Here is a 26282-nt window from a genome sequence, read left to right on the forward strand (position 1 = left end):
CTCCGTCGGCACGGTGCCGACGGGTCGAGCCCCGGAGCCCCCTCATGTCGCAGCACCCCGTGCCCGCCCGTCCGACCGCCGCGTTCGTCGGGGCGTCGTGGGTGGCCCTCGTCATCGCGATCACGGCCTTCGCCGTCGGGCTGTGGAACGCGGACATGCTGCTGTCGGAGAAGGGCTTCTACGGCACGCTGCTGCTGCTGGGCCTGTACTCCGCGATCGCGCTGCAGAAGTCGGTGCGTGACCGGGCCGAGGGCATCCCGGTCACGGGCATCTTCCTGGGGCTGTCGTGGAGCATGGTGCTGGTCTCGTTGCTGCTCGTCGCGATCGGCCTGGCCAACTCCACGCTCACGCTGTCGGAGAAGGGCTTCTACGGGCTCGGGTACACGATGGCGCTGTTCGCCGTCATCGCCGTGCAGAAGAACGTGCGCGACCTCGCCGCGGCAGGTCCCGCGCCGCAGCCGGCGAAGCCCGCGCCCGCGGACGTCGACCCCCAGGCAGCGGTCTGGCAGCAGCGTTGAGGCGCCGCTGACCGCGGCCGCCCGGGGTCAGGTCGACGCGCGCTGCACGAGGTGGAACACGTCGTCGGGACGCTCGGGCGTGCTCTCCGCCAGCCCCAGGGCCGCGAGGACCGCGGCCGCGAGGTGCTCGGCCTGCGCGTCGATCGCCTGCCACACCGTGGTGAGGGCGGGAGCGGCGACGCGTGCGGCGGGGATGTCGTCGACGCCGATGACCGCGACGTCGCCCGGCACGTCGAGACCCGCGTCGCGCAGCCCGGCGAGGACCGCGAGGGCGACCTCGTCGTTGTAGGCCGCCACCGCGGTGACCCCCGCGGCCCGCCAGGCGTCGACCGCGGCGCGCGCCGACGCGACGTCGAGGTCGACCGACGCCACCTCCGGCGCCGGCACGCGGTGGCGCTCGCACGCGGCGCGGACGCCCGCGAGGCGGCGGTCCGCGAACGCCGCGAGCCGGTCGTCGTGCGGCGCCGCGTACGCCAGCACGCGGTGGCCGCGCGCGACCAGGTGGTCGGCCTGCAGGGCGCCGATGCTCGCCTGCGGGACGGCGAAGACGTCGGGCTGCGGGTCGTCGTCCAGCGCGGTGCCGACGACGGGGATGCCGGCCTGCTGCATCGCGCGCGTGTCCGCCGCGGGGAACGGGGACAGGCTCAGTACGACGCACGGCGTCACGGCCCGCCACAGCTCGTCGAGGGGGCGGCCGCCGTGGCGGATGTGCACGAGCACGGACAGGCCGTGCGTGGCCAGCGCGGTGCTGAGGTGCTCGATGAGGGTGTCGATGGCCGGGCCGAGGGTCCAGTCGGGCAGCACGAGGAGCACGAGGTCGCTGCGCCCGGCCCGCAGGGCGCGTGCCGCGGCGGACGGGGTGTAGCCGAGCCGCGCGGCCGCATCGAGGACCCGCTGCCGGGTCGCCTCGGTGAGGACGACGTCCTTGCGGGCGTTGAGCACGTACGACACCGTCGTGCGCGAGACCCCGCTCTCACGTGCCACGTCGGCACTGGTCACCCGCGCCACGTTCCGGCCTCCTCGCCTCGGCAGGTGGGGTCCAGCGTAGACCTGGGGGTGCCGCAGGCTGCGGATCGCGTCGTGCGGGCGGCTCCCGGCGGGCGATATGGCGTGCGGGCGCGGGCCGTCCCGACGGCAGGATGGCCCCCATGAGTGCGACCCTCCAGGCCCGGTCCGTGGCCGCGGCGTTCGGTGACCGCGAGCTGTTCTCCGGCCTCGACCTCGTCGTCGCGCCCGGCGACGTCGTCGGGCTCGTCGGCCCCAACGGCGCCGGCAAGACGACGTTGCTGCGCATCCTTGCAGGTCAGCGGGCTCCGGAGGCGGGGGTGGTGGCGCTGTCACCGCCGACGGCGCAGGTCGGCTACCTGGTGCAGGAGGTCGAGCGCCGGGCGGACGAGTCGGTGCGGACGTTCCTCGAGCGACGGACGGGCGTGGCCGACGCGCAGGCCGCGATGGACGCGGCGTCCGACGCGCTCGCGGCCGACGCGCCGGGGGCGGGCGACGCGTTCACGCACGCGCTCGAGCGGTGGATGGCCCTGGGTGGCGCGGACCTCGACGCGCGGCTCGGCGGCGTCGCCGACGACCTCGGGCTCGCCGTCGACCTCGACCTGCCCATGACGGCGCTGTCCGGCGGGCAGGCCGCGCGCGTCGGGCTCGCGGCGCTGCTGCTCTCGCGCTTCGACCTGTACCTGCTCGACGAGCCGACCAACGACCTCGACGCCGACGGGCTCGACCGCCTGGAGGAGTTCGTCGCGCAGGCGTCGGCGCCGGTCGTGGTCGTCAGCCACGACCGGGAGTTCCTGGCGCGGACCGTCACCACGGTCGTCGAGATCGACCGCAGCCTGCAGCGTGTCGCCACCTACGGCGGCTCCTACGACGCGTACCTCGAGGAGCGCTCGACGGCCCGCCGGCAGGCGCGCGAGGCGTACGAGGACTACGCGGGCCGCCGGGACGCGCTCGCGGCCCGCGCCCGCATGCAGCGCGCGTGGATGGAGAAGGGCGTGCGCAACGCGATGCGCAAGGCCACGGACGGCGACAAGAACGTCAAGCAGGGCCGCCGCGAGTCGTCCGAGAAGCAGGCGTCGAAGGCGCGGCAGACCGACCGCATGATCGAGCGGCTCGTGGTCGTCGAGGAGCCGCGCAAGGAGTGGCAGCTGCGCATGAGCATCGCCACCGCACCGCGCTCGGGGTCCGTGGTCGCGACCGCGCGGGCCGCCGTCGTCCGCCGCGGGGACTTCGTCCTCGGCCCGGTGGACCTGCAGCTCGACTGGCAGGACCGCATCGCCGTCACCGGGCCCAACGGCTCGGGCAAGTCGACGCTGCTCGCCCTGCTGCTGGGGCGCCTGGCGGCCGACGAGGGCACCGCGGCCCTCGGGTCGGGCGTGCTCGTGGGGGAGGTCGACCAGGCACGGGCAGCGTTCGAGCGCGACGAGCCGCTGGGCGACGCGTTCGCGCGCGAGGTCCCGGAGTGGACGACGGCCGACGTGCGCACGCTGCTGGCGAAGTTCGGCCTCGCCGGCCACCAGGTGGGCCGCCCGGCGGCGTCGCTGTCCCCGGGGGAGCGCACGCGGGCGGCCCTCGCGCTGCTGCAGGCCCGCGGCGTCAACCTGCTGGTCCTCGACGAGCCGACCAACCACCTCGACCTGCCGGCGATCGAGCAGCTCGAGCAGGCGATGGAGTCCTTCGACGGCACGATCCTGCTGGTCACGCACGATCGCCGGATGCTCGACACCGTGCGGCTGACGCGCCGCTGGCACGTCGAGGACGGGCAGGTCACGGAGGTCCGGCCGGACTGACACGCCGGCACCTCAGCGCACGTCGACCCAGCGCTCCCCGACGCGGACGGCCTCGACGCGCCCCGCGGTCAGCGCCGCGACGCCCGCCCGCAGCGCGTCCGCGTCCCGCACGCCCAGCAGCAGGCGCACGTCGTGGGTGTACGCGGCCTCGAGCACCTCGACGCCCCGGGCGCGCAGCTCGCCCTCGACACGTCCGGCCTCGGCGTGGTCGAGGCGCACCTCCCACTCCTCGAGGAGCTGCCGCTCGAGCGTCCCGACCTCGGCCAGCCCGGCGGACACCGCGTCGCCGTAGGCCCGCACCAGCCCCCCGGCACCGAGCAGGATGCCCCCGAACCACCGCGTCACCACCGCGACCACGTCGCTGACGCCGTGCCCGCGCAGCACCTCCAGCATGGGAGCGCCGGCCGTGCCGGCGGGCTCGCCGTCGTCCGACGAGCGCTGCAGCATGCCGTCCGCGCCCAGCACGAACGCCGAGCAGTGGTGCCGCGCGTCCCAGTGCGTGCGCCGCATCTGCTCCACCAGCGCCCGCGCGTCGGCCTCCTGCTCGACCCGCCGCAGCGTGCACAGGAAGCGCGACCGCTTGATCTCGAGGGTCGCCTCGCCGTCGCGGGCGATGGTCAGGTAGGTGCGCATGGCGCCCTCCACCTTGCCACGCGGCCCCTCCGTCCTGCGCACGGCCCCGGTCGTCCTCGGGACCGATGCCCGGGCGGCGCCGCGCTCCGTAGCGTGGCGGGACCCACGAGACGGAGGCCCGACATGCCGCCCACCACCCGCAAGCGCGCCCTGACCGCCCTCGTCGCCGGCGCGACCGCCACCGCGTACTACGCCGTCCCCGACTTCGTGCCCAGCCGGACCGCCCGCGGGTGGATCAAGGCCGGGCTGCTGGCCGCCGGGGCCGTCACGACGCTGCCGAACCGCGAGGAGCGGGCAGAGCTGCGCGCCTCGTGGCAGGACGCGATGCGCGCCCGTGCCGCCCGCGCATCCGACGACCCGACGGCGTCCGACGACCCGACGGCGTCCGACGACCCGACGGCGTCCGACCACCCGACGACGTCCGACGAGTCCTCGACGTCCGTCCCGGGCCCTGTCGTCGTCGCAGCCGGTCTCGCGCTGCTCGCGGCCTCCACGGCCGCCGCCGTGGCCGCCGAGCGTTGGGTCTACCGTCGCGGCGAGGCCCGCGCCGCCGCGGGCGTCCGCTACCCGCACACGCGCACGGCGCTCGTCCTCGGTGGTCTCAGCCTGCTCCTGGGCCTGATCCCGGACCCCGACGCAGCCCGGTCCGGTACGCCCGACCCGTCCTGACCTGCACCGGTACGGCGTCGCAGGTCGCTGCCGCGGACGGGACCCAGGGCCCAGGGGAAGGGCCGTCGACGCGGCGCAGACTCGTCCCACAGCCGCCAGAGCGGGCGGCCGGCGGAGGGATCGTCATGAGCAACGTCCTGGTCGTCGGGGGCTCCGGCCTCCTCGGGTTCCACACGGTGGTCGAGCTCGTCGCGCGCGGGCACCGGGTCACGAGCCTGTCGCTGCCGCCCGCGGCGACCGACGTCGAGTTCCCCGCGGGGGTCCGCGCGCTGTGGGAGGACGTCACCACGGCCACGGACGACGAGCTCACGGCCGCCCTCGACGGCATGGACGCGGTCGTGTACGCCGCCGGCGCCGACGAGCGCACGGTGCCGCCCGCGCCCGCCGCGCACTTCTTCTACGAGGCCAACGTCCTGCCGACGCAGCGGCTGGCCCGGCTCGCGCGCGCGGCGGGTGCCACGCGGTTCGTGCTCCTCGGCTCCTACACGGCCGAGTTCGCCGAGCGCTGGCCCGAGCTGGGGTACCGCGCGCGCCACGGCTACCCGCGCACGCGGCTGGCGCAGGAGGAGGTCGCGCACCTCGAGGGCGACGGTGCCATGGACGTCATGGTGCTGCGGCTGCCGTACATCTTCGGGCTCGTCGGGGAGCGCAGGCCGCTGTGGCAGTTCGTCGTGGACCGCGTGCAGGGGCCCGGTCCGGTGGCGGTGCTGGGCGGCTCGACGTCGTCCGTGACGGTCCGCCAGGTCGCGCAGGCGGCCGTGGGGGCGATGGAGCGTGGCACGCACGGCGCGCGGTACGCGATCAACGCGTACGACCTGACGTACGTCGAGCTGTACCGCCTGGCGTGCGAGGCCGTGGGCCGCGACCCGGACGACGTCGTCCAGGTCCCACTCGACGCGATGCTGCCGTACGGCGAGCAGGCCGACGCGGCCGCGGCCGCGGCGGGCACCGAGCACGGCATCCACGTCGTCGACTCGCTGCGCTTCCAGGACCGGGACGCCGTCAGCGACTGGGAGCCGACCGCGAGCGAGCTGGGCATCGAGCCCGACGACGTGCGCGCGGCCGTCCGCGAGACGTTCCGGTGGTGCGTCGAGCACCCGGCGGACGCCGCCTGACACCGCGGGGCGAGATGTCGTCGGACGTCCGATGAGACGCCCACTTCCCACAGGCCGCGTCCTTCCCTAGCCTGGCTGGACCGCCGCGGCGCCGCGGCAGCCACCGCAGCAGGGGAGCGTGCGATGCCGGAGAACCCGAAGGACCGCACCACGTCCGCCGCCGACGGTCCGCAGCACCGCTCCGGGCTGGGCCGCCGGGCGTTCCTCGCGCTCGCCGGCGGCACCGCCGCCGTCGTCGCGGGCGCGACCTCCGCGGGCGCGCTCGACGGGCGTGCGTGGGGCCCGCGCCCCGTGCTGCCGCACCGTCCTGGCCGGCACCACGGCGGCCGTGCCGGGTCCGAGCGTGCGGCCGTCGCGTTCGTCCGCGCCGCGGCGGACGCGTACCCGCAGCTCAACACCGGCCCCCGCCTGGCGCAGAGCTACACCGACGAGCTCGGGCTGTTCTCCACGGCGTTCGTCTACGACAACGCCCTCGCGATCTGCGCGCTGCTCGCCGACGGCCGCCGCAGCAGCGTCGACAGCGCCCGCGTCATCGGCGACGGCCTGGTGTTCGCCCAGGAGAACGACCCGGACCACGCCGACGGCCGGCTGCGCCAGGGCTACAACGTCGGCCCGTACACGTTCTACGACGGCTCGCCGCAGCCCGACGGGTTCGTGCGAGCCGACGGGTACGCGAACATCGGCCGGCAGTTCGGGTTCCTCGGCACCGCGGTGGGGGACATGGCCTGGCCGGGGCTGGCGCTGCTGCAGCTGTTCCGCGTGACGCGGGACCGCACGTACCTGCGGGCGGCCGTGGCGATCGGGGAGTGGATCACCTCGACCACGTGGTCCACGGCGCCGCTGGGCGGCTTCTCGTTCGGCGTCGACGGCGGCAACCAGCCCGTGCCCAACGGGTCGACGGAGCACAACGTCGACTGCGTCGCGTTCTTCTCCATGCTGCGCAAGGCGACCGGCGACCGGCGCTGGACGGCCGCGTCCGAGCACGCGCTCGCTTTCGTCGACCGCATGTGGGACTCGGGCAACGGCTGGTTCTGGACGGGCACGAACGACGGTGTCGAGATCAACCGCGACCCCGTCCCGCTGGACCCCGCCACCTGGAGCCGGCTGGCGATCCGCGAGAAGCGCTACGACCGCGCGCTGGACTGGGCGGGCGAGGCGCTCGCCGTCACCGACGAGCCCACCGCGCCGACGTCCCAGCTGCCCGACGACGCCCAGCAGGTCTCCGGTGTCACGTTCAGCACCGCGTCCCTCACGTCGACCGCGCAGTACAACGGCCTCACCGTGCACCCGCAGGGTGTGTGGCTCGAGGGCACCGCACAGCTCGCGACGTCCCTGCTGGACCGCAACCACCGCGGCGACAAGCAGCGCGCCGAGTGGCTGCTGTCCCAGGTGCGGCGCGCGCAGGACACCGTCGGCGCCGGGCAGCACCTGGGTGGTGCCGAGGTCGACGGCGGCGTCGTGGCCGCGTCGAGCCTCATCGACACGGGCTTCGGGTTCGGGTACTTCCAGGTGCAGCACGTGGGCGCGACGTCGTGGTTCCTGCTCGCGTCCGCCGGGGCCAACCCGATGCGGTGGGACGGCCTGCGGTAGCGCCGCGGTCGTGGCCCGCCGTCGACCACGGACACGGCCGCCCGCGTCTCAGCGCGCGACGTCCCCGGCGACGTACTGCCACCCGTCGGGGCCGCGGCGGAACCGGCTGACCTCGCGCAGCGACCCGCGCCCGTCGGGTCCCCGCCAGAAGGCCTCGAACTCCACGGTCCCGGTGGTGTCGAACACGCCGCCGCCGGTGGTCGCGAGCACGTCGAGCCGGTACCAGCGCACGCCGGCGTCGAGCACGAGGTCCGCCGGGCGGGTCGACGGGTGCCACGAACGCTGCAGGTACGCCGCGTCGCCGACCGCGAACGCGCTGTAGCGCGAGCGCATGAGCTGCTCGGCCGTGCCGGCGGTGCGCTCGCCGGCGTGCAGCGGGCCGCAGCACCCGGCCAGCGGCAGGCCTGTCCCGCAGGGGCACCTGGTGTCGCTCACGGGGCCGATCATGCCCGTCCGGGCCGTCCGTGGCGCGTGCGGGCGCGTCCGCGTGCGGTGCGCGCCGGCTCGTCTAGCGTGGGTCACGTGCCCCGAGCGACGCCACGCGCCCTCGTCCTGGCGGGCCGCGCCCGCTACGGCGACCCGTGGCACGACCACGCGGCGACGTCACACGGGGTCGCGCTCGAGCTGCAGTCCGCGGGCTTCACGGTCGACGTGCGCAGCACGTTCCCGGACGCGCTGGCGGGCCTGACGCCCGACGACCTGCTCGTCGTCAACTCCGGCCTCGGTCCGGCGGAGGACGACGACGCGCCCTGGCGCCCGCTGCACGAGGCGGTGCGCGACCACGCGGCGGCCGACGGGCCGGTCCTCGCCCTGCACCAGTCGACCATGACGTTCCGCGACAGCCCCTGGTGGTCCGACGTGATCGGCGGGCACTGGGTCGACGGCACGTCGTGGCACCCCCCGCAGGCGGAGCACACCTTCGACGTCGCACCGAGCCACCCGGTGACCGAGGGCCTCGGCCCGCTCGTCGTGGACGACGAGCGGTACACCGACCTCGTCGTCGCGCCCGCCGTGCGCCCCCTCGTCACGCACGACGAGGGCGGGACCACGCACCCGGTGGTCTGGCTCGCGCCGAGCCGACGCGCCGTGTACGACGGGCTCGGGCACGACCTCGGGTCCTACCGCACGCCCGCCCGCGCCGCGCTGCTGCGCCGCGAGGCCCGCTGGCTGGTGCGTCTGCCGCCCGCGTGACCCGGCCGCCGGCCGCGCGGCGCCAGCACCGCGTTGCCCTGCGCACCCACGCCGAGCAGGGCACCGCCGCCGACCTCGACGTGGCTCGGTGCGCCCAGCGCCGCCAGGTCCGCGCGCCACGTCACCAGCCCGTCGCCCGGGTCGAGCGCGACGAGCAGCGCACGCGCCGTGGTCGGGCTCGACCCGGCGACCAGCAGGCGACGGCCGTCCGTCGCCAGGTGCGTGACCAGCGCGAGCTCGTCGTGGAACAGCTCGGGCGCCGTCGCCTCCCACCGCACCTCGCCCGTGCCGGCGTCGAGCGTGGCGACGCGGAACCCGTCGTGCGCGTGCAGCAGCCCGCCGAGCAGGAGCGCCCCCTGCGCCGGCGCGTCGGTCCGCCAGCGCTGCTCACCGCTGCGCGCGTCCCACGCGCGCAGCCCGCCGCCCGTCGTCAGGGCCAGCCCGGGCACGCTGCCGTCGTCGACCGTGACGCGGACCGGGACGCCGTCGAGCCGCACCTCGCCGGCCGGACCCACCAGCCGCGTGAACCCCTCGCTGCCCACGACGAGGGCCGTGCCGTCCTGCCGCGCCCCGACGACGGTCGCCAGCGTGCCCGCCGACGCGAGCGTGGCGCCGTCGGCCGCGTCGAGCAGCACCGTGCCGGCGCCCAGCACACCCACCGCGTCGTCGCCCACGGGCACCACGCGCGTCGTGGCACCCCACCGCAGCACGCCCCCGCCGAGCCCCGTCGCGGCGTGCACCCGCCACCGCTCGTCACCGGTGCGCGCGTCGAGCGCCCACACGGCGGTGCCGTCGTCGAGCGGTGCCGCGAGCACCAGCGCGTCACCCACCACGCCGACGGCCGCGGCGACCTCGTCGCCGGCCCCCGCGGGGTACCGCGCGGCCACCTCGCCGGCCTCCACGACCGCCACCGACGCGGCCGTCGCCGCGTGCCCCGGGGGTCGCGCCGCGTTCGTCGGGTCACCGTCCGTCGCGTCGTGCACCAGGCACGTGACCGCGTCGCCGGGGCCCCGGACGCACTGCAGCCCGTAGCGACCGGGCTCCGGCGCGTCGGGCGCGTCGGCCAGCGGGACGCTCCAGCGGACGTCGCCGGTCGCCACGGCGTGCGCCACGAGCGACATCGCGCCCCGGTCGGTGACCCGCTCCTCGAGCAGCACGTCCCGGTCGACCAGCACGTCGTCCGTCGCGTCGCCCGCCAGGTACCAGGCCACCGCGGGCGGCTCCGGGAGCGGCGCCAGGACGCCCGGCACGTCCGCCAGCGCGGCCAGGCGGACGCGCTCGCGGGCGTCCGCGACGAGCTGCGCGACCACCAGCGCGAGGACGACGACGAGCGGCAGCGCCGCAGGCCACCGGCGCCGGGCGCGGCCGGTGCGACCCTGTGGCGCAGGCGTTCCGGGGTCGTCGTCGAGCTCGACCAGCACCGGGTCTCGCACCCCGTGCACGTTACGCCGCAGGGGAGCGTCAGCCCAGGACGGTGAGCAGCTGGGCCCCCTCGCCCGAGCTCACCAGGAGCAGGCCCAGGTGCGACGTGAGCTCGATGCTGCCCGGCGGCAGCGGCGACCGCCACGACACCGACCCGTCGGCGGGGTCGAGGGCGACCAGCTCCGGCGGGTCGTCGGCCTCCACGGGCCGCGCGACGGCCAGCAGGTGGCGCCCGTCCGTCACCGGCAGCGTCGTCGCCACGGTCGTCGTCCACAGCTCGGCGCCCGTGCGCGCGTCGAGCGTCAGCAGCTCCAGCCCCGCGTCGAGGTGCACGCGCCCGCCCACGACCAGCGCGTTCCAGCCCTGCGGGTCGGGCACCGACCACAGCTCCTCGCCGTGGACCAGGGCCGTGAGCTCACCGCCGGCGGTGGTGAGCACCAGGCCCGGGACGCTGCCGTCGTCCACGGTGAGGTGCAGGACGTCGCCCGGCACGTCGAGGTCGCCCGCGGGCCGCACGACCGTGGTGCGCGCGTCGCCGGCCGCCGCGTCCGACGGGACGAGCCGGATCGTCTCGGCGTCGGCGACCGCGTACTCGTCGCCGAGCGGACGGGTGCGGACCGTGCGCCCGTCGGCGTCGAGGAGGGTCATCTCGCGCGCCGTCAGCAGCGCGACCAGCTCACCGAGCCGCAGGACGTAGGGGTCGCCGCCCGCGTCGGGCGCGGACGTCACGGGCCGTTCCCAGACCACCGCGCCGTCGAGGGTCGTCGCCCGGACGGTCGTGCCGCGCTGCGACGCGACCGTGACGACGACCAGGTCCCCGACGGCGGCGAACGACGTCGGTCGCTCGTCGTCGGCGACGGCCGTCCCGAGGTCGGCGACGAGCGTGCCGGCGCGGGTGTCCAGCACGACCAGACGCGTGGTCGACGGCGGCAGCGGCAGCGTGGCGCCCTGCCCGACGACGTACGTGCCGTCGTGCGCGAGGCACACCACGAGGTGCTCCTGCGTGCCGTGCGCGGCGCAGCGGCCGGAGTCCGCGTACGTCGAGAACCCCGGACGGGCCTGCGGGCGTGTGGCCCCGTCGACCAGCTCGACGTGCCACCGCTGCGCGCCGGTCACGGCGTCGACCGCCGCGACCTCCACCGGCCCGGAGTCGCTGTCTCGCACGCCGACGAGGAGCCCCTCGGGCGTCCGGACCTCCGCGACGCCGTACAGGTCGCGCGTGGGCAGCTGCCACAGGGCCGCCGGCGGGCCGTCGAGCAGCGCGACGCCGCCCGCGTGCGCGGCCACTGCGGCGACCTGCGCGCGGTCGCGACGGGTCTGGAGCACCTGAGCGGTGACGCCGACGGCGAGGAGCACCGCGAGCACGGCGCCGCCGAGGACCCACCCGCGCCGGGGGACGGCCGGGCGCGCCGCGGGCGGCGACGGGCCGGGGTCGCTCTCGTCGTCGACGACCTCGACCTCGTGCAGCGTGGGGCGGCGCGCCATCGGGGCAGGGTAGCGGGGCCGGCCGGGCGCGGGAGGGGTTCAGCCGAGGACGGTCAGGTGGGTCTCGTGGCCGTCGTCCCTCCCGGCGAGGAGCAGGTGCCGCCACGCGACGAGCTCGGTGGTGCCGTCCGGCAGCGGGGCGCGCCACAGCTCGGTGCCGTCGGCGGGGTCGAGCGCGACCATCTGCGCCTGCTCGCCACGCTCGGCGACCCGGGCGACCCCCAGCAGCACGCGTCCGTCCGTCACCGGCAGCCCTCGGACCACCTCGGACCGCCACGCCCGCGTGCCGTCCCGTGCGTCCAGGGCCGTGAGACCCCCGCCGTCGTCGACCACCACGCGGCCGCCGAGGACGAGCAGGTTCCACCACCCGGGGTCGTCGGCGGTCCAGCTCTGCTCGCCGTCGACCCACGCGACGAGGTGCCGGCCGTCCGAGGTGAGCGCCAGCCCGGGTGCGCTGCCGTCGTCGACCAGCGGCGTCAGGACGTCGCCCCGTACCTCGACGACGCCGTCCTGCCGCACGATCGTCGTCGGCGCGTCCGCCGCCTGGCTCCGCGGCCGCACGTGGACGCCGCCGTCGGCGCTGTACGCGTAGCCCCCCGCGAGCGGGTGCGTGCGGACCGTGGCGCCGTCCTCGTCGAGCAGCACCACCTCGGTCTCGCCCAGGACGGCGACGAGGTCGCCCACCCGCTCGACCCGCGTTCCGCCGGCCTCCGGGTCGGCCGTCGTCGTCACCGGCACCGACCACCGCGCGGTGCCGTCGGTGGTCGACGCCCGCACGGTGGTGCCGTCCGACGCCTCGACCACGGCGACGACGAGGTCGCCCAGCGTGGCGACGGACGTGGGGTGGGTGCCGGGCTCGAGGGAGGCGGTGAGGTCCGTGACCACCGTGCCGTCGCGGGTGTCGAGCACCACGAGGCGGGACGTGGTCGGGGCGACGTACCCGGCGGACTCGCGACCGATCACCCGGGCGCCGTCGTGCGCGAGGCAGACGGCGAGGTCGGCCCGGTCGCCGTGCGCGGTGCAGTAGCCCGAGTCGGGGTACGCCTCGAACCCGGGGTCGACGGCCGGGCGCGTCGAGCCGTCGACGAGCTCGACGCGCCACACCTCGCGCCCCGTGGCCACGTCGAGCGCGGCCGCGGCCACCGGCCCCTCGACGGCCGACCGCAGGCCCACGAGCAGCCCCTCCGGGGTGCGGACCTGCGTGGCCTCGTAGAACGTCTCGCTGTGGGTCTCCCACCGCGGGACCGGTGGCCCGTCGAGCAGCGGGACGCTCTGCGGGCTCGCGGCGACCGCGGCCAGGCGTGCGCGCTCACGACGGTCCTGGAGCACCTGGCCGGTCACGCCCACGACGACGAGCACGGCCAGCACCGCGGCCCCGAGCACGAGCGGCCACCGGCGGCGCGGCGCGGCGGCCGTCGTGGACCCGTCGGTGGGCGGCGGCGCGCCCGTGCCGTCGTCGGAGTCGTCGTCGACGAGCTCGACGTCGTGGAGCGTCGCACGGCGGGCCATCGTCGTAGGCTAGTGCCGGCCACGGGCCGCCGCGGTCGGTTCGCGGGCGTTCACCCGCGTCCGCGCAGCACCTGGTGGATCTCCTCGTAGTCGTCGATGTTGGGGCCGAACGACGTCGCCACCAGCAGCCCCGCGACGGACTGCGGCCACGACCGCTCGGGCAACGGGGCGCGCCACGCCTCGCTGCCGTCGGCCGGGTGCAGCGCGACGAGGTCGTACGGTGCGCTGTGCCGCTCGCCCCGGCGAGCCGTGGTGTACAGGTAGCGGCCGTCGGTCACGGGAGTGCCCTCGGCGCTCGGCCGGTCGAACCGCCACAGCTCGTCGCCCGTCGCACCGTCGAAGGTCACGAGGTCCGTGGACGTGCCGACGTGCACCCGGCCGTCGAACACCGTGACGTCCTCGGCGTCGACGACGTCCGTCGCCCAGCGCTCGGTCCCGTCGTCGGCGTCCCACGCCGTCAGCCGCGGCGTGCGGGTGAGCACCAGGCCCGGCACGCTGCCGTCGTCGACGAGCACCTGCGGCAGGACGCCCTCGACGCTGACGGCACGGCCGGGCGTGGCGACCTGCGTGCCCGCGTCGGAGAACACCAGGGCGGCCCCGAGGGCGATCGACATCGTCGCCGTGAAGGTGACGAGCTGCCCGTCGCCGCCCACGTCGAGGCCGGACACCACCGACCCCAGCTCCTCGCCGTTGGTGGCCGACAGGAAGACCACCTCGCCCAGGCGGTCGACGGCGATCGTCTCCTCGTCGAGCACCGTGGTGACGGGCAGGACCCGGGACGACGGGCCGCCGGCCTTCCTCTCGGACGTCGTGCGCCAGCGCGTCGCACCGTCGCGCAACGCCTGCAGCTCGGCCGTGAGCGTGCCGTGGAGGTCCCCGACGAGCAGCACGTCGTCACCGACCGGCGTCAGCCACTGCGCCCACGTCGGCACCTCCCGGTCCACCCGGACGGTGCCGTCGGCCGCGTCGAGCACGAGCAGCCGCGTCGTCGTCGCGGCGACCGTGACCGGCGCGCCGTCGACGACGCTCCACGCGCTGTCCGGCACGAGGCACGCCACCTGCCGCTCGTCGTCCGGCGCGGGCACGCACACCACCGGGTCGGCGACGGCGTCCTCGCCCAGGTCCGGGCGGGCGGCGACCACCTCGGACGACCACAGCCCCGCGCCGGTCGCGACGTCCACCCCCTCGAGCGCGACGGCGAGGTCGGGCGTCACGCGGGCCGCCACCAGCACGGACCCCGCACGCGCCGCGCTGGCGATCTGCGTCCCCCGCGGCACCTGCCACGCCACCTCGACCGGACCCTCGACGGGGTCGACCACGAGGGGCTGCCGCGCGAGGTCCGCGAGGTCGGTGCGCTCACGCGTGTCCGTCACCACCTGCCCGACGACCAGCGCGAGCACCGCGACGACGGGCACGGCGAGCCACCACCGGCGACGGCCCGCGGGGCCGCGCTGCTCCGGTCCGTCGCCGTCGCGAGCGTCCGCGTCCGGGGAACCGTCCCCCAGATCGACGTCGACCCTGCGTGCGCGTGCCATGCGCGCACGGTAGCCGGAGCCGGCCGGGCCGGGGTGGCGCGCACGGGTGGATCGTCAGCGGGTGGATCGTCAGCGCAGGACGCGGTGCGTCTCGGTCAGCGCGTCCGTGTCGTACGAGACCGCCACCAGCAGCCCCGCGGCCGCCGTGAGCCACGTCTGCGGCGGCAGCGGCACGCGCCACGCCTCGCTGCCGTCGGCGACGTGCAGCGCGACCAGGTCGTACGGCGTGGTGTGCCGGCCGCCCTGCCGCGCCAGCACGAGCAGGTGCCGCCCGTCGGTCAGGGGCGTTCCCGACGCCGTCGGCCGCGCGACGCGCCACAGCTCCTCACCGGTCGCGCCGTCGAACGTCACCACCGCGGCGGACGTGCCCACGTGCACCCGGCCCTCGAGCACCGTGACGTCCTGGGCGTCGACGACCGGCGCGCCCCACCGCGGCGACCCGTCGCGCGCGTCCCACGCCTGCAGCCCCGGGGTGCGCGTGAGGACGAGGCCGGGCACGCTGCCGTCGTCCACCACCACCGGGGCCGCGGAGCCGTCGAGCCGCACCTCGCCCGTGGGCGTCACGACGGTCGTCGTGGACCCGCTGCCCACCAGCACGGCACCCAGCGTGCGGGACACCACGACGCCCCGCGTGGCCACCTGACCCGTGAGCCCGCCCTGCGGCGCGTCGCCCACGGTGCGCAGCACCGCGCCGTCGGTCGAGACGAGCGTGACGGCACCACCGCGCGCGACGGCGAGCGTGCCGTCGTCGAGCAGCGCGGCGGCCGCTGTCGTCCCCGCGCCACTGCCCTCGGCCGTCGTGCTCCAGTGCTCCGTCCCGTCGCGCAGGCCCTGCGACGCGACGTGCAGCGTGCCGTCGACGTCGCCGACGAGCAGCACGTCGTCACCGCGGAGCGTCGGCCACTGCACCCACGCGGGGAGCTCGCGGTCGACCTGCACGGTGCCGTCGGCGGCGTCGACGACGACGAGGCGCGGCGCCGGCGGCCGGTCGGTGCCCGCGTCGTCGGCCGTGAGGAGGCACGCCACGTGCCCCGACCCGTCGGGCACGGCCGCGCAGCCCCCGGTGTCCGGCCACCACGGCGGCGCGGGCGCTGGCTCCCCGACGACGTCGAGCTCCCACCGCCGCTCGCCGGTCGTGGCGTCGAGGCCCACCAGCAGGGCCCCGCCGTCGTCGGCGACGTGCCGTGCGACGAGCACGGGCCCGACGCGCACCGCGCCGCCCACGAGCGTGCCGCGGTCCGGCTGCCACGCGACCTCGGGCGGCCCGTCGAGGGGTGCGACGACCCCCGGCAGCGCCGCCAGGGCGCCGAGCCGCGTGCGCTCGCGCTGGTCCGTGACGAGCTGGCCCCCGACGAGCGCGAGCACCGCGGCCACCGGGACGGCCAGCCACCACCACCACCTGCGCCGGCCGCCGGGGTGCGGGGCGTCGGCCGGGTCGGTGGCGCCCACGGGCGTGAGGTCGCCCAGCTCGACGTCGACCCGGCGTGCGCGTGGCATGCGCGCACGGTAACCCGCGGCGCCGACGTCCGGTGCGGCGGCCGGCCCGCTCAGCCGAGCACGGTGACGAGCGGGCCGCGCCCGCTCACCGACGCACCGAAGGTGTACGTGGCGAGCACGCCGTGGAACCCGCGGATCCCCGTGACCACCGCCGGCAGCTCGACCCGCCACGCCACGTCGCCGTCGGCGAGGTCGAGTGCCGCGACGACCTGCGGCCGGCTGTCGTCCCGCAGTGGTGCGAGCGCCAGCAGGTGCCGCCCGTCGGTCACCAGGCCGCTCTGCGGCAGCAGGCCGGACGTGCGCCACAGCTCGCCGCCCGTCGCGGCGTCGAGCGCGAGCACCTGCGTGCCGGACCCGACCAGCACGTGGCCGGGCAGGAGCGCCGCACCACCGTCGGTGACGCGCTGCTCCACGCTCCACACCGCGGTGCCGTCCGGGCGCCACGCGTGCAGCGTCGCGTCCTGCGCGGTGAGCACCAGACCGGGCGCGGCCGGGGCGTCCACCGTGGGGCGCAGGAACGCCCCGGGGACGCGCTCGACCCCCGCCGGCCGGGCCAGGAGCGTGCCACCGTCCGCCGTGCTGACGACGACCGCGTCACCCGCCGTGCCGACGACGCCGTCGGCGGACGCCAGGGGGACCTCGCGCCGGACCGTGCCCGTCGCGTCGAGCAGCCGCAGCGGGCCGGACGAGATGAGCGCGACGGCGTCCGTCGTCACGTGCAGCTCGACCGTGGACCCGAACGCCGTGGTCGTCGTCACCGGGAACGCCACGTCCCACGCGACCGTGCCGTCCGCGGTCAGCGCCCGCACGCGGGCCTCGCCGCCGCCCGTGCCGGCCAGCACCACGAGGTCGTCGAGCACGGCGAGCGCGCGGGACGTCAGCGGTTCGCCGGCCGCGTCGGACAGGTCGGTGACGACCGACCCGTCACGCGCGTCGAGGACCACGACACGCGTCGTCGTGGGGGCCTGCTGCGTGAGTGTCCCGCGGCCGACGAGCGAGACGGCGTCGTCCGCCAGGCAGACCACCTGCGCCGCCCCGGCCCCGAGCGCCCGGCACGCCCCGCGGCTCGTCAGCACCTCGCCCCCGGGCACCTCGGTGAGGCCGCGCCCGGTGACGAGCTCGGTCTCCCACGCCGTCGTCCCCGTCACGGGGTCGACGGCCCGGGCCACCTCGCGGCCGTCGAGCTGCTCCTGCACCGCCACCACGAGGCCCCCCGACGCCGCGGCGCTGTCGTACAGCAGCGTGTCGTCGCGCCGCTCGTCCAGCACGCGCACGGGCCCGTCGAGCAGGCCGACGACCCCCGGCCGGCCCGCGACGGCGGCGATGCGCTCACGCTCGCGGGACGTCACGACGCCCTGCGCGACGGCGCCGGCGGCCACCAGCGCCGCGACCAGCGCCGCGCCCACCACCCACGCGCGCCGGCGGGTGCGGCCGGGCCCGTCGTGCGCGTCCCCCCGTCCGGGCCCGCCGGCCGGCGGCGCGCCCGCGGGGGAGCCGTCGTCCTCGACGAGCTCGACGTCCCGCCTCGCACGGTCGCGCGCCACGGGGGCAGGCTAGCGCCGCGCCCACCCGCACGACGGGCCGTCGCACGTTCAGCCCAGGGCCGTGACGCTCCAGTCCTCGCCCTCGACGTCGTACGACAGCCCGACGATCACGCCGAACACCGCCTGCAGCTGGTCGACGCCCTCGGGCCACGGCGTCCGCCAGGCGACCTCACCGTCCGCGACGTCCAGCGCGACGAGGTCGAGTGCGGCCCCGTCGGCGCCCCGCTCCCGCACCAGCAGCACGCGCCCGTCGGCGAGCGGCGCCTGGTCGAGGACGAGGCCGTCGCGGCGCCACAGCTCGGCGCCCGTGCGCGCGTCGAACGTCACCAGCGCGTCGGCCCTGGTGGTGGCGTGGACGCGCCCGGCCAGGACCATGGCCGACCGCGTCACCTGCACGTCCGCGGACCACCGGCGCACGCCCTCGGCGTCCCAGCCGTGCAGGCCCTCGGCGTCGCTGGTCAGCACCAGCCGCGGGTCGCTGCCGTCGTCCACGTCCGCGCGCACCCGCCCCCCGGGTAGCTCGCCCACGTGGTCCGCACGCACGACCTTCGTGCCCTCGCCCCGCGCGACGACCTCCGACCCGACCTGCATGAGCGTCACCCGGTCGAGGCCCGTGCGGGCGAACGCGGTCGTGCCCTCGGCTCCCCCGAGGCTCTCGTCGTCCGCCAGCGGCACGGTGCGCACCGTCGCGCCCGTCGCGTCGAGCAGGCGCATCTCCTCCGCCGTGGCGACCACCAGGTGGTCACCCAGGGCGAGGACGTCGGCGCGCCGGAGACCGGGCAGCCCCGGCGCGGGCCGCGTCGACGGCGGCACCTCGGTCCGCCACGCCACGGACCCGTCCGGCGCGACGGCCACCACCCGCGTCGCGTCGTCGACCACGCTGCTCACCACCACGAGATCGCCCAGGGCGACGTACGCGGGCGCCGTCCCCGTCCCGGCGACGGCGTCGGACAGGTCCGCGACGACCGTGCCGTCCTGCGGGTCGAGCAGGACCAGCCGCACGACGGTCGGCGCGACGTACCGGATGTCGGTCGTCCGCTCGTCGAAGACCGTCATCGCGTCCGACGCGAGACACGCGAGGAGGTCACCCGCGGCGCCATGGCCCACGCAGGACGCGCCCGCCACGTCCTCGTTCGGTGCGGGGGCGGTGTCGCGAGGCGGCAGCAGCTCGCGCTCCCACACCACGTCACCGGTCGCCGGGTCCAGCGCCCGCACGACGCGCTCGCCCTGCGTGCCGGGCACGACGAGCAGGCCGTCGGGCGTGCGCGCCGACGCCCACAGGACCTCCTCGCGGTCGGACGTCCACAGGACCTGCGGCGGACCGTCGAGCGGCGCGAGGGCGGTCCGCGACGCGGCCAGGACCGCGAGGCGCTCGCGCTCGCGGGCGTCCTGGCGCACCTCGCCGACCACCGCGACCGTGGCGAGCACGACGACGAGCACGGCGGCGAGGGTGATCGCGCGGCGTCGGCCCCGGAGCGGCTGGGGTGGGTCGGCCGGTCCGGGTGCGCCGGCGTCCGTGCCGTCGCCGCTGCCCCCGTCGACGTCGTCGTCGACGAGCTCGACGTGCGTCCTCGCGCCGCGGCGTGCCACGCGGGCAGGCTAGCGCGTGCGCCCGCTCGGCCGGGGACCCGGGCCGCTGGAGCCGCGCGCGGACGTCAGGAGCCGCGGCGGGTCGTCCAGAGCACGGCGTGGTCGACGCCGGGGACGCCCGTCGCGGCGTGGCCGACGACCTGGCCACGCTCGTTGATGTCCAGCGCGTGGGTGACGCCGTCGGTGACGAGCGGGGGCAGCACGTGGAGCTCGCCGTCCTGCCACAGCACGTCCCGCGGCAGTCCCTCCCGCCGGGATGGCCACACCGTGCCGATCACCTGCTCGCGGTCGTTGAGGCGGTGCGCCACGGAGCCGTCCCACTGCGTGTCGAGAGCCCCCAGGTCCTCGACCTCCCCGTCGCGGTGGAGCACGGCGTGGGAGAGGCCGTCGACGAAGGACCGACCCACGACGGTGCCGTGCTCGTTGACGTCACGCGCGTCGCTCGAGCCGCCGAGGCTCCCGAGCAGCGTCCACCCGCCGTCCTGCCAGAGCGCGGCGACCTCGGAGTCGCCCACCGCCGGGAGCGTGGCGGCCACCTGCCCCGCCTCGTTCAGCGCCGCGCCCCGGGCGTACGACCCGTCGCCCGGCGGCACGGGCGAGCCGAGCAGGACCACCTCGCCGTCGCGCCACAGCACGGCACGGCCGACGGGGTCCGGGGCGAGCACGACGCTGCCGGTGACCCAGCCCTTGTCGTTGATGTCGGTCGGGCTGATCCACGCGTCGGTGCCGGGCACCCGGAGCTCCGTGATCCGTCCGCGGTCCCACAGGTAGTGGTGGCTCTGGTCGCCGAGGGCCGCCCAGATCACGACCTGCCCGCGCTGGTTGACCAGGACGGCGCTGCTCCACGCACCCGCGGGGGCGGGGAGCTCACGCATCACGCCGCGCTCCCAGAGGAACGGGCGCAGCACCCCGGTGCCGTCGGTGGCGCCGCCCACCACCTGGCCCCGGTCGTTGACCGCCTCCGCGTAGCTGTCGAGCCCGTCGAGCGTCCCGAGGTCACGCATCACGCCGCGCTCCCACAGGAACGCGTGCCGGTCACCGTTCGCCACGAGGCTCGTCCCGACCACCTGGCCGCGCTCGTTGACGTCGGTCGCGCCGCTCGACACGCCGCCGAGCGTGCCGAGGTCCTGGACGGTGATCCCCGGGCCGGCGCCGGCGGGCGCTGCTGCGATGGGACTCACCGCGAGCGTGCAGGCGAGCAGGCTGACGGGCAGCAGCCTCGGTGTGGTCCTGGTGGGCATGGTGTGTCCCTCTCGACGACGGGGCGGCAGCGCTCGCCGAGCACGATGGTCAGGAGCCCCGCGCCGTCGTCCAGAGCACGGCGTGCTCCACGCCGGACAGCACGCGGGCGGAGCCGGCGACCTGGCCGCGCTCGCTGATGTCGTACGCCGTGGTCGCGCTGCCGGGGTAGAGGGGCGGCAGGAGGTGCGTCTCGCCGTCCTGCCACAGCACGGCGGTGAGGGTGTAGCCGTCGACGGAGCCGATGACCTGGTCCCGGTCGTTCAGCTCGATCGCACGCGAGCCGGCCGGGGCGAGGTCGGTCCACTCGCCGTCGCGGTAGAGCACGGCGTGCTCGTGCGGGCCGCCGTCGCTCGCCCACCCCACGACGGTGCCGTGCTCGTTGATGTCGGTCGCGCCGCTCCAGCCCTCGCGGTGGCCGAGCCGCATCCACTCGCCGTCCTGCCAGACTGCGGCGGCGTGCTCGGTGTCCGATGCGCTCGCCTGGCCCGCCACCTGACCGGCCTCGTTCACGGCCAGGCCCATCGTGGAGGCGACGTCCCCGGACGCGGCCGAGCCGAGGTCGGTGACGACGCCGTCCCGCCACAGGAACCCGTGGCGGAGGGACCCGGGGCCGGGGCTGTAGCCGGTCACCCAGCCCTGGTCGTTGATGTCCAACGGGTGCATGTAGGGGCTGCCCGGCAGGGGCGGGATCTCGGTCACGGCCCCGTCGTCCCAGACGTAGTTGCGCAGCCGGTCCGGCTCGTCGCCGCCGTACTCCCGTGTCTGCACGACGACCTGGCCGTGCTCGTTGAGGAGGACCGCCCGGCTGGGGGCGCCGTCCGGGGTGGTGAGGTACCGGAGCCGGCCACCGTCCCACATGGCCGCCTGCTGGGCGCCGGAGCCGTTGAGGGCCGTCCCCACGACCTGCCCGCTGTCGTTGATCGCCACCGCGGAGAACGTCCCCAGGTCACGCATCACCCCGCGGTCCCAGAGGAACCCGCGCGTGTCACCGTTCCCCGCCTGGCTGAACCCGATGACCTGGCCGTGCTCGTTGACGTCCACCGCGACGCTCCAGCTGTCACCGGGGAGGGTCCCCAGGTCACGGACGGTGATCCCCGAGCCCGCGCGGGCCGCGGCGGGTGGATCCGCGGTGACGGGCACCGCCGCGAGCGTGCAGGCGAGCACGCCGACGAGCAGCAGCCTCGGCGCAGTTCTGGTGAGCATCTCGGACCTCTCGACGACGGTGGCCCTCACACCCGACCACACCGCGCGACCCCGGACGTGCTCGGCGCAGGACGCTGCCCCAAGGGGCGGCGTTCGTGGCCCGTCAGCCCATCACGGTCATGGACCAGGTCTCGGCTAACGCAGGCCCGGGCACGAGGCGCACCGGGTGCTCCACCGGACGGTGCGGGCGTGGAACAGGTCCGAAAGGATGATTCGGACACGACTTGGACACAAGTTCACCAGCGGGCGGCTGTTTGCGTCTATTGTCCGTTACGCCCGATGGCGTGGCCGTCGTCGCCGGGCAACCGTCCACGCGTCCACGGCCGAGGAGTCCCACCGTGAAGCGCCGTCTCCCCCTCGTCCTGCTGTCCGTCGCCGCGCTCGTGATCCTGCCGGCCACCACCTCGACCGCCACCGGCGGCGGCCACCACGGCGCCTCCACGCCGGGGTACTCCTCGGGCTACGGCCCGGGCTACGACAAGCCCAGGCCGGGCAAGCCCAAGCCGACGCCCTCGGCGCCCGCCGGTGAGCTGTGCGGCGGCAAGCGCGCCGACGAGATCATCGCGTGGGACGCGTACACGTGCGACAAGGCCACGGGGTACTTCCTCTACGAGAAGCTCGACAAGCGCAGGTCCGCGGGCTACTGGAACAGCGGGCCGCAGCACCGCGTGGCGCTGCACCACACGTGGGCGTGGCCCACGGGCGACGCGGAGGCCCGCAAGGAGGCCTCCTCCACGCTGCCGCGTGACGCCGACACCATCCCGCTCGTGCTGGACGCGGCCGACGCCGCCGCCGTGTGCGCCGCACCGTCCGCCTACGGCCTGCAGGTCGACCTGGTCGGCGACGGCGTCGCCGGCCGCGGGCTCGACGTCCCGGCGCTCGTCCCGACCACCATCACGCCCGGGCGTGACAGCGGCGGCTTCCCGATCCCGCACACGCTCGCGTACTACGGCCACTACGAGGTCAAGCAGCTCGTCGACCTGTCGGCGCTGTGCGCGCCGGCGCCGACCCCGACCCCGGAGCCGACCCCGGAGCCGACGGTCGCACCGACGCCGCAGCCGACGGTCGCGCCGACGCCCGAGCCGACGGTCGCGCCCACCGCGGAGCCGACGGTCGCGCCCACGCCCGAGCCCAGCCCGTCGCCGACCGAGCGGAGCGAGGTGCTGCCGGCTCCGGCCGAGACGCCGACGCCGTCCGCCTCGCCCACGCCGGCCGCGGCCCCGTCCCCGACGCCGACCGAGCGCGCCGAGGTGCTCTCCGCGACCGACGACCGCACGCTCGCGGCGACCGGTGCGCAGACGGCCGTCGGCCTGCTGGCCGCGATCGCCGCGATCGCGGGCGGTTCCGCCCTCGTCCTCGCACGGCGCCGCCGCACGCAGGGCTGACCTGCGGGGCGCGCCGCGCCCGGTGCCTCGGCACCCCCTGACAGTCACCCCCCGGGTCCTCCCCCCCGGCCCGGGGGGTGACCCTCACCGTCACCCCCCGGCCCACCCCCCCGGCCGGGGGGTGACGCACGCCCGGCGGCGACGCGCGCCCTGGCCGCACGTCCGGCGCGGTGCCGGCGCCGGGTGCCCACGCTGCGGCCGGCAGCGCCACGGGGTGGGTGCTCAGCGCGCGGATGGTGATCCACCCACCGCGTCCGCGACGCGTCCGGCGGTCCCGACGGCGTCCGCCGTCGGGATCAGGCCGGCGAGGCGAGCGAGGTGATCGCGCGGGCCAGCAGGTCGATCGACGCCTCGGCGAGCGTGTCGTCGTGGTCGGTCACCCAGGCCTGGATCACGCCGTCGGTGGCCGAGAGGATCAGCGCCGCGACCTGCTCGGCGGACCCGGCCCACACAGCTCCGCTGCGCTGCGACCAGGTGGTGAGGCGCTCGGTGATCGCGGCGTGGTACCGCTGGCGCTCGAAGGCGACCGTGCTGACGTCCCCGTCGTCGCGGGCGGCGCGGATGAGCTCGAACATCGCGGCCTGGTGCGCGGGATCGGCGCGGACGAGGTCGAGCTGGGCGCGCAGCGCGTGACGCAGCGCGGCCTCCAGGTCGTCCGTGGCCAGTGCGGGCGCCCACGCGTCGGTGGCGCCGCGCAGCTCGCGCTCGATGAGCGCGCGCACGAGGGCGGCCTTGGAGCCGAAGGCGTAGTGGAAGATCCCGTGCGGCGCGCCGGCGCGTGCGGTCACGGCGCGCGTCGTCAGGCCCGCGAGTCCCTGCTCACGCAGCACGGCCAGCGCTGCGTCGAGCAGCTGCGCGCGGCGCTCGTCGACCGAGCGGTGCCCCCCGCCCTCGGGAAGATTCACCCGGTCATCGTACGGGCGAAGTTGGCCGCGCGACTTGGACAGATGGCCAACTTGACCTACCGTGGAAGTCACACCACCCGTGACGCCCCGGAGGAGGAGCTCGTGATCGTCGTCACCCGTGCGGTCCCGGGCGATCTGGACGCCGCCGCCGACGTGCTCGCCGAGGCCTTCCTCGACGACCCCGTGACCAGCGCCATCGTCGGTGGCGCGGACCACGACCGGCTCGCGCGGATGCGTCACCTGTTCGTCGCCTTCCTCCGCCTGGCGATCGCGGACGGCACCGTCGACGTCGCCCGGCGCGCCGGCGACCCGCAGGTCCTCGGGGCTGCGATCTGGGAGGCTCCCGACGCCTCGGGCGGGCTGCTGCGCCTCGCGCGCCAGCTGCCGTCGTTCTGGCGCGCCTTCGGCCTCGGTGGGCTGCGCCGCGGCGTCGGCGCCAAGGCGGCGATCGACCGGTACCGCCCGCGCCGTCCGCACTGGTACCTGCAGGAGATCGGCGTGGCCGCGGCCGCCCGCGGCCAGGGCGTCGGCGGGCTCCTGCTCGCCGCACGCCTCGCGGACGTCGACGCAGCGGACGCGCCCGCCTACCTGGAGTCGTCCACCGCGCGCAACCGTCGGCTGTACCTGCGCCACGGGTTCGCCGAGACCATGCTGCTCACCGGTGTCGCGGGGGAGCCCATGGCGATGTGGCGCGCCCCGCGGTCCGAGCGCGAGGCCGCCGCGCGGGACGGCGAGACCACGACGCCGCCCGGCGAGGCCGGCGCCGGGCGGCGGCCGTCCGCCCGGCGCGTCTGACCGTCGTCAGTCCTGGGGCGCGTGCCGCTCGAGGAACTCGTAGACCTCGGTCTGGTCCACGCCCGGGAACACGCCCACCGGCAGCGCCGCCAGCAGCGACGCGTGCGGCCGCGCGCTCGGGAACGCCTGGTCCGCCCACCGGCTCGCCAGCGCGCGCGGCGCCTCGCGGCAGCACGACGGGTCCGGGCAGCGCGAGGCGGAGCGCACCGTCGTCTCCCGCCCACGGAACCACCGCACGTGCGCGAACGGCGTGCCCACGCTGACCGAGAACGCACCCTGCGACGACGACTGCACGCGCGACGTGCACCAGAACGTGCCCGACGACGTGTCGGTGTACTGGTAGTACGGGCTGAACCGGTCGGGGAGCTCGAAGACGGTGCGGGCGGTCCACTCGCGGCACACCGGCTGCCCCTCGATCGCCCCCAGCGGGTCGGACGGGAACACCACGCCGTCGTTCTCGTACGCCTTGTGCAGCGTGCCGCCCTCGTGGACCTTCATGAAGTGCACAGGGATCTGCAGGTGCTGCGTCGCGAGGTTGGTGAACCGGTGCGCCGCCGTCTCGTACGGCACGGCGTACGTGTCGCGCAGGTCCTCCACGGACACGCGTCGCTCGGCCTTCGCCTCGCCGAGGAACGCCACCGCCGACGCCTCGGGGATCATCAGCGCCGCCGCCAGGTAGTTCGCCTCGACACGCTGGCGCAGGAAGTCCGCGTAGTCCACCGGCTCGGTGTGCCCCAGCACGTGCGACGCGATCGCCTGCAGCAGGGGCGAGCGCGAGTCGTTGTGCGCGGCGCCGCGCTGCGGCAGGTAGATGCGCCCGTGCGCGAGGTCCGTCACCGTGCGTGTCGAGTGCGGCAGGTCCGCGACGTAGTGGAGCGAGAAGCCCAGGTGCGCCGCGATCTCCGACGTCGCGCGCTGCGACAGCGGCCCGCCGTGGTGGCCGACCGCGTCGAGCAGCGTGCGGGCGTGCTGCTCGAGCTCGGGGAAGTAGTTGTCCTGCGCGCGCATCCGTGCCCGCAGCTCGGCGTTGGCCCGGCGGGCCTCCTCCGGGGTGGCGGCGTTCTCGGTGAGCAGCCGCTGCACCTGCTCCTGCAGCGCGACGAGCGCCTCGAGCGCGTCGGACGGCAGGGACCGCCCCACCTTGACCTGCGGCACGCCGAGGCTCGCGAACAGCGGCCCGCGTTGCGCCCGCTCGAGCTCGACCTCGAGCGCCGCGCGCCGCGTGGGCGGCTCGGTGCTCAGCAGGTCGCCGAGCTCCACGCCGAGGGCCTCGGCCACCTGCGCGAGCAGCGACAGCTTGGGCTCGCGGTGGCCGTTCTCGAGCATCGAGACCTGCGAGGGCGCGCGCCCGATCGCGCGGCCGAGGTCGTCGAGCGTCATGCCGCGTGCCGTGCGCAGGTGCCGCACGCGCCGCCCGAGCACGAGCGTGTCGACGCCCGTCCCGGAGGCGGCGCCCGTCGCCCCGCCCTCCACCCCCTGCCCGCGAGCCGTCGATCCGGCCCCCACCTGCCCGCGAGCCGTCGATCCGGCCCCCACCTGCCCGCGAGCCGTCGATCCAGCCCCCACCTGCCCGCGAGCCGTCAATCCAGCCCCGGCGCGCGCCACCACCCTCTCGCGAGCCGTCGATCCGGCCCCGGCGCGGACCGCGGGGGCCGCGCC

At 76.6% G+C, this 26282-nt stretch carries 22 protein-coding genes; 8 read left to right on the top strand and 14 right to left on the bottom strand.

Going from position 1 to position 26282, the window contains the following annotated elements; translation table 11 throughout:
- The first annotated feature begins 44 nt into the window (after window positions 1–44).
- Entirely contained in the window at window positions 45–518 is a 474-nt protein-coding gene (gene yiaA / locus CFLA_RS00270; RefSeq protein ID WP_013115305.1) for an inner membrane protein YiaA, read from the top strand.
- Window positions 519–545: 27 nt separating this feature from the next.
- Here yiaA and CFLA_RS00275 read toward each other — a convergent pair whose 3' ends face one another.
- Window positions 546–1517 carry a LacI family DNA-binding transcriptional regulator gene (locus CFLA_RS00275; protein ID WP_245530273.1) on the bottom strand — a complete coding sequence of 324 codons (972 nt, stop codon included), beginning with the start codon at window positions 1515–1517 and terminating at the stop codon, window positions 546–548.
- A 149-nt stretch (window positions 1518–1666) separates the two neighbouring features.
- On the opposite strand from CFLA_RS00275, the gene CFLA_RS00280 reads away from it, so the two are divergent.
- Window positions 1667–3313: an ABC-F family ATP-binding cassette domain-containing protein gene (locus CFLA_RS00280; protein ID WP_013115307.1), complete on the top strand. Its 1647-nt coding sequence runs from the start codon at window positions 1667–1669 to the stop codon at window positions 3311–3313.
- Between the two features lie 12 nt (window positions 3314–3325).
- On the opposite strand, the gene CFLA_RS00285 is transcribed toward CFLA_RS00280, so the two are convergent.
- On the bottom strand, window positions 3326–3946 hold the full coding sequence (locus tag CFLA_RS00285; RefSeq protein WP_013115308.1) for a YigZ family protein: 621 nt from the start codon (window positions 3944–3946) through the stop codon (window positions 3326–3328).
- A 123-nt stretch (window positions 3947–4069) separates the two neighbouring features.
- Here CFLA_RS00285 and CFLA_RS00290 point away from each other — a divergent pair, with 123 nt between their 5' ends.
- The 3 genes from CFLA_RS00290 to CFLA_RS00300 all read left to right on the top strand — a co-directional run bounded on the left by CFLA_RS00290 (window position 4070) and on the right by CFLA_RS00300 (window position 7320).
- Window positions 4070–4615 carry a hypothetical protein gene (locus CFLA_RS00290; RefSeq protein ID WP_013115309.1) on the top strand — a complete coding sequence of 182 codons (546 nt, stop codon included), beginning with the start codon at window positions 4070–4072 and terminating at the stop codon, window positions 4613–4615.
- A gap of 125 nt (window positions 4616–4740) precedes the next feature.
- A complete protein-coding gene (locus CFLA_RS00295) occupies window positions 4741–5730 on the top strand; it encodes an NAD-dependent epimerase/dehydratase family protein (protein WP_013115310.1) in 990 nt (329 codons plus the stop codon).
- Between the two features lie 123 nt (window positions 5731–5853).
- Window positions 5854–7320, top strand: a complete 1467-nt coding sequence (locus CFLA_RS00300) for a YyaL domain-containing protein (protein ID WP_013115311.1) — start codon at window positions 5854–5856, stop codon at window positions 7318–7320.
- Window positions 7321–7368: 48 nt separating this feature from the next.
- On the opposite strand, the gene CFLA_RS00305 is transcribed toward CFLA_RS00300, so the two are convergent.
- Window positions 7369–7767: a YchJ family protein gene (locus CFLA_RS00305; protein ID WP_013115312.1), complete on the bottom strand. Its 399-nt coding sequence runs from the start codon at window positions 7765–7767 to the stop codon at window positions 7369–7371.
- 75 nt (window positions 7768–7842) lie between these two features.
- Here CFLA_RS00305 and CFLA_RS00310 point away from each other — a divergent pair, with 75 nt between their 5' ends.
- Window positions 7843–8511: a ThuA domain-containing protein gene (locus CFLA_RS00310; RefSeq protein ID WP_013115313.1), complete on the top strand. Its 669-nt coding sequence runs from the start codon at window positions 7843–7845 to the stop codon at window positions 8509–8511.
- Here the strand turns inward: CFLA_RS00310 and CFLA_RS00315 are convergent.
- From CFLA_RS00315 to CFLA_RS00355, 9 genes are all read right to left on the bottom strand, one after another.
- Complete coding sequence (locus CFLA_RS00315; RefSeq protein ID WP_148234248.1) at window positions 8439–9944, bottom strand: outer membrane protein assembly factor BamB family protein; 1506 nt, start codon at window positions 9942–9944, stop codon at window positions 8439–8441. The genes CFLA_RS00310 and CFLA_RS00315 overlap by 73 nt on opposite strands.
- A gap of 28 nt (window positions 9945–9972) precedes the next feature.
- A complete protein-coding gene (locus tag CFLA_RS00320; RefSeq protein WP_013115315.1) occupies window positions 9973–11418 on the bottom strand; it encodes an outer membrane protein assembly factor BamB family protein in 1446 nt (481 codons plus the stop codon).
- Window positions 11419–11457: 39 nt separating this feature from the next.
- Window positions 11458–12927, bottom strand: coding sequence for an outer membrane protein assembly factor BamB family protein (locus CFLA_RS00325; protein ID WP_013115316.1), 1470 nt, complete (start codon window positions 12925–12927; stop codon window positions 11458–11460).
- 50 nt (window positions 12928–12977) lie between these two features.
- A complete protein-coding gene (locus tag CFLA_RS00330; protein WP_013115317.1) occupies window positions 12978–14462 on the bottom strand; it encodes an outer membrane protein assembly factor BamB family protein in 1485 nt (494 codons plus the stop codon).
- A 69-nt stretch (window positions 14463–14531) separates the two neighbouring features.
- The gene (locus CFLA_RS00335; protein ID WP_013115318.1) at window positions 14532–15959 is read right to left on the bottom strand and encodes an outer membrane protein assembly factor BamB family protein; all 1428 of its coding nucleotides are present in this window, start codon (window positions 15957–15959) and stop codon (window positions 14532–14534) included.
- 50 nt (window positions 15960–16009) lie between these two features.
- Window positions 16010–17503 (bottom strand): outer membrane protein assembly factor BamB family protein, encoded by a 1494-nt coding sequence (locus CFLA_RS00340; protein ID WP_013115319.1) that lies wholly within the window; start codon window positions 17501–17503, stop codon window positions 16010–16012.
- A 48-nt stretch (window positions 17504–17551) separates the two neighbouring features.
- Window positions 17552–19093 carry an outer membrane protein assembly factor BamB family protein gene (locus CFLA_RS00345; RefSeq protein WP_013115320.1) on the bottom strand — a complete coding sequence of 514 codons (1542 nt, stop codon included), beginning with the start codon at window positions 19091–19093 and terminating at the stop codon, window positions 17552–17554.
- A gap of 65 nt (window positions 19094–19158) precedes the next feature.
- On the bottom strand, window positions 19159–20334 hold the full coding sequence (locus CFLA_RS18770) for an HAF repeat-containing protein (protein ID WP_013115321.1): 1176 nt from the start codon (window positions 20332–20334) through the stop codon (window positions 19159–19161).
- A gap of 49 nt (window positions 20335–20383) precedes the next feature.
- Window positions 20384–21568 carry a hypothetical protein gene (locus tag CFLA_RS00355; RefSeq protein WP_148234250.1) on the bottom strand — a complete coding sequence of 395 codons (1185 nt, stop codon included), beginning with the start codon at window positions 21566–21568 and terminating at the stop codon, window positions 20384–20386.
- 308 nt (window positions 21569–21876) lie between these two features.
- Between CFLA_RS00355 and CFLA_RS19830 the strand changes: the two genes are divergently transcribed.
- On the top strand, window positions 21877–22923 hold the full coding sequence (locus CFLA_RS19830) for an LPXTG cell wall anchor domain-containing protein (protein WP_013115323.1): 1047 nt from the start codon (window positions 21877–21879) through the stop codon (window positions 22921–22923).
- A gap of 296 nt (window positions 22924–23219) precedes the next feature.
- On the opposite strand, the gene CFLA_RS00365 is transcribed toward CFLA_RS19830, so the two are convergent.
- Entirely contained in the window at window positions 23220–23828 is a 609-nt protein-coding gene (locus tag CFLA_RS00365; RefSeq protein ID WP_013115324.1) for a TetR/AcrR family transcriptional regulator, read from the bottom strand.
- 42 nt (window positions 23829–23870) lie between these two features.
- Here CFLA_RS00365 and CFLA_RS00370 point away from each other — a divergent pair, with 42 nt between their 5' ends.
- Window positions 23871–24623: a GNAT family N-acetyltransferase gene (locus CFLA_RS00370; protein WP_148234251.1), complete on the top strand. Its 753-nt coding sequence runs from the start codon at window positions 23871–23873 to the stop codon at window positions 24621–24623.
- Window positions 24624–24629: 6 nt separating this feature from the next.
- Here CFLA_RS00370 and CFLA_RS00375 read toward each other — a convergent pair whose 3' ends face one another.
- Window positions 24630–26096 carry an XRE family transcriptional regulator gene (locus CFLA_RS00375; protein ID WP_013115326.1) on the bottom strand — a complete coding sequence of 489 codons (1467 nt, stop codon included), beginning with the start codon at window positions 26094–26096 and terminating at the stop codon, window positions 24630–24632.
- Between the last annotated feature and the right edge of the window lie 186 nt (window positions 26097–26282).

Source organism: Cellulomonas flavigena DSM 20109, assembly GCF_000092865.1.
GTDB classification, from domain to species: Bacteria; Actinomycetota; Actinomycetes; order Actinomycetales; family Cellulomonadaceae; genus Cellulomonas; species Cellulomonas flavigena.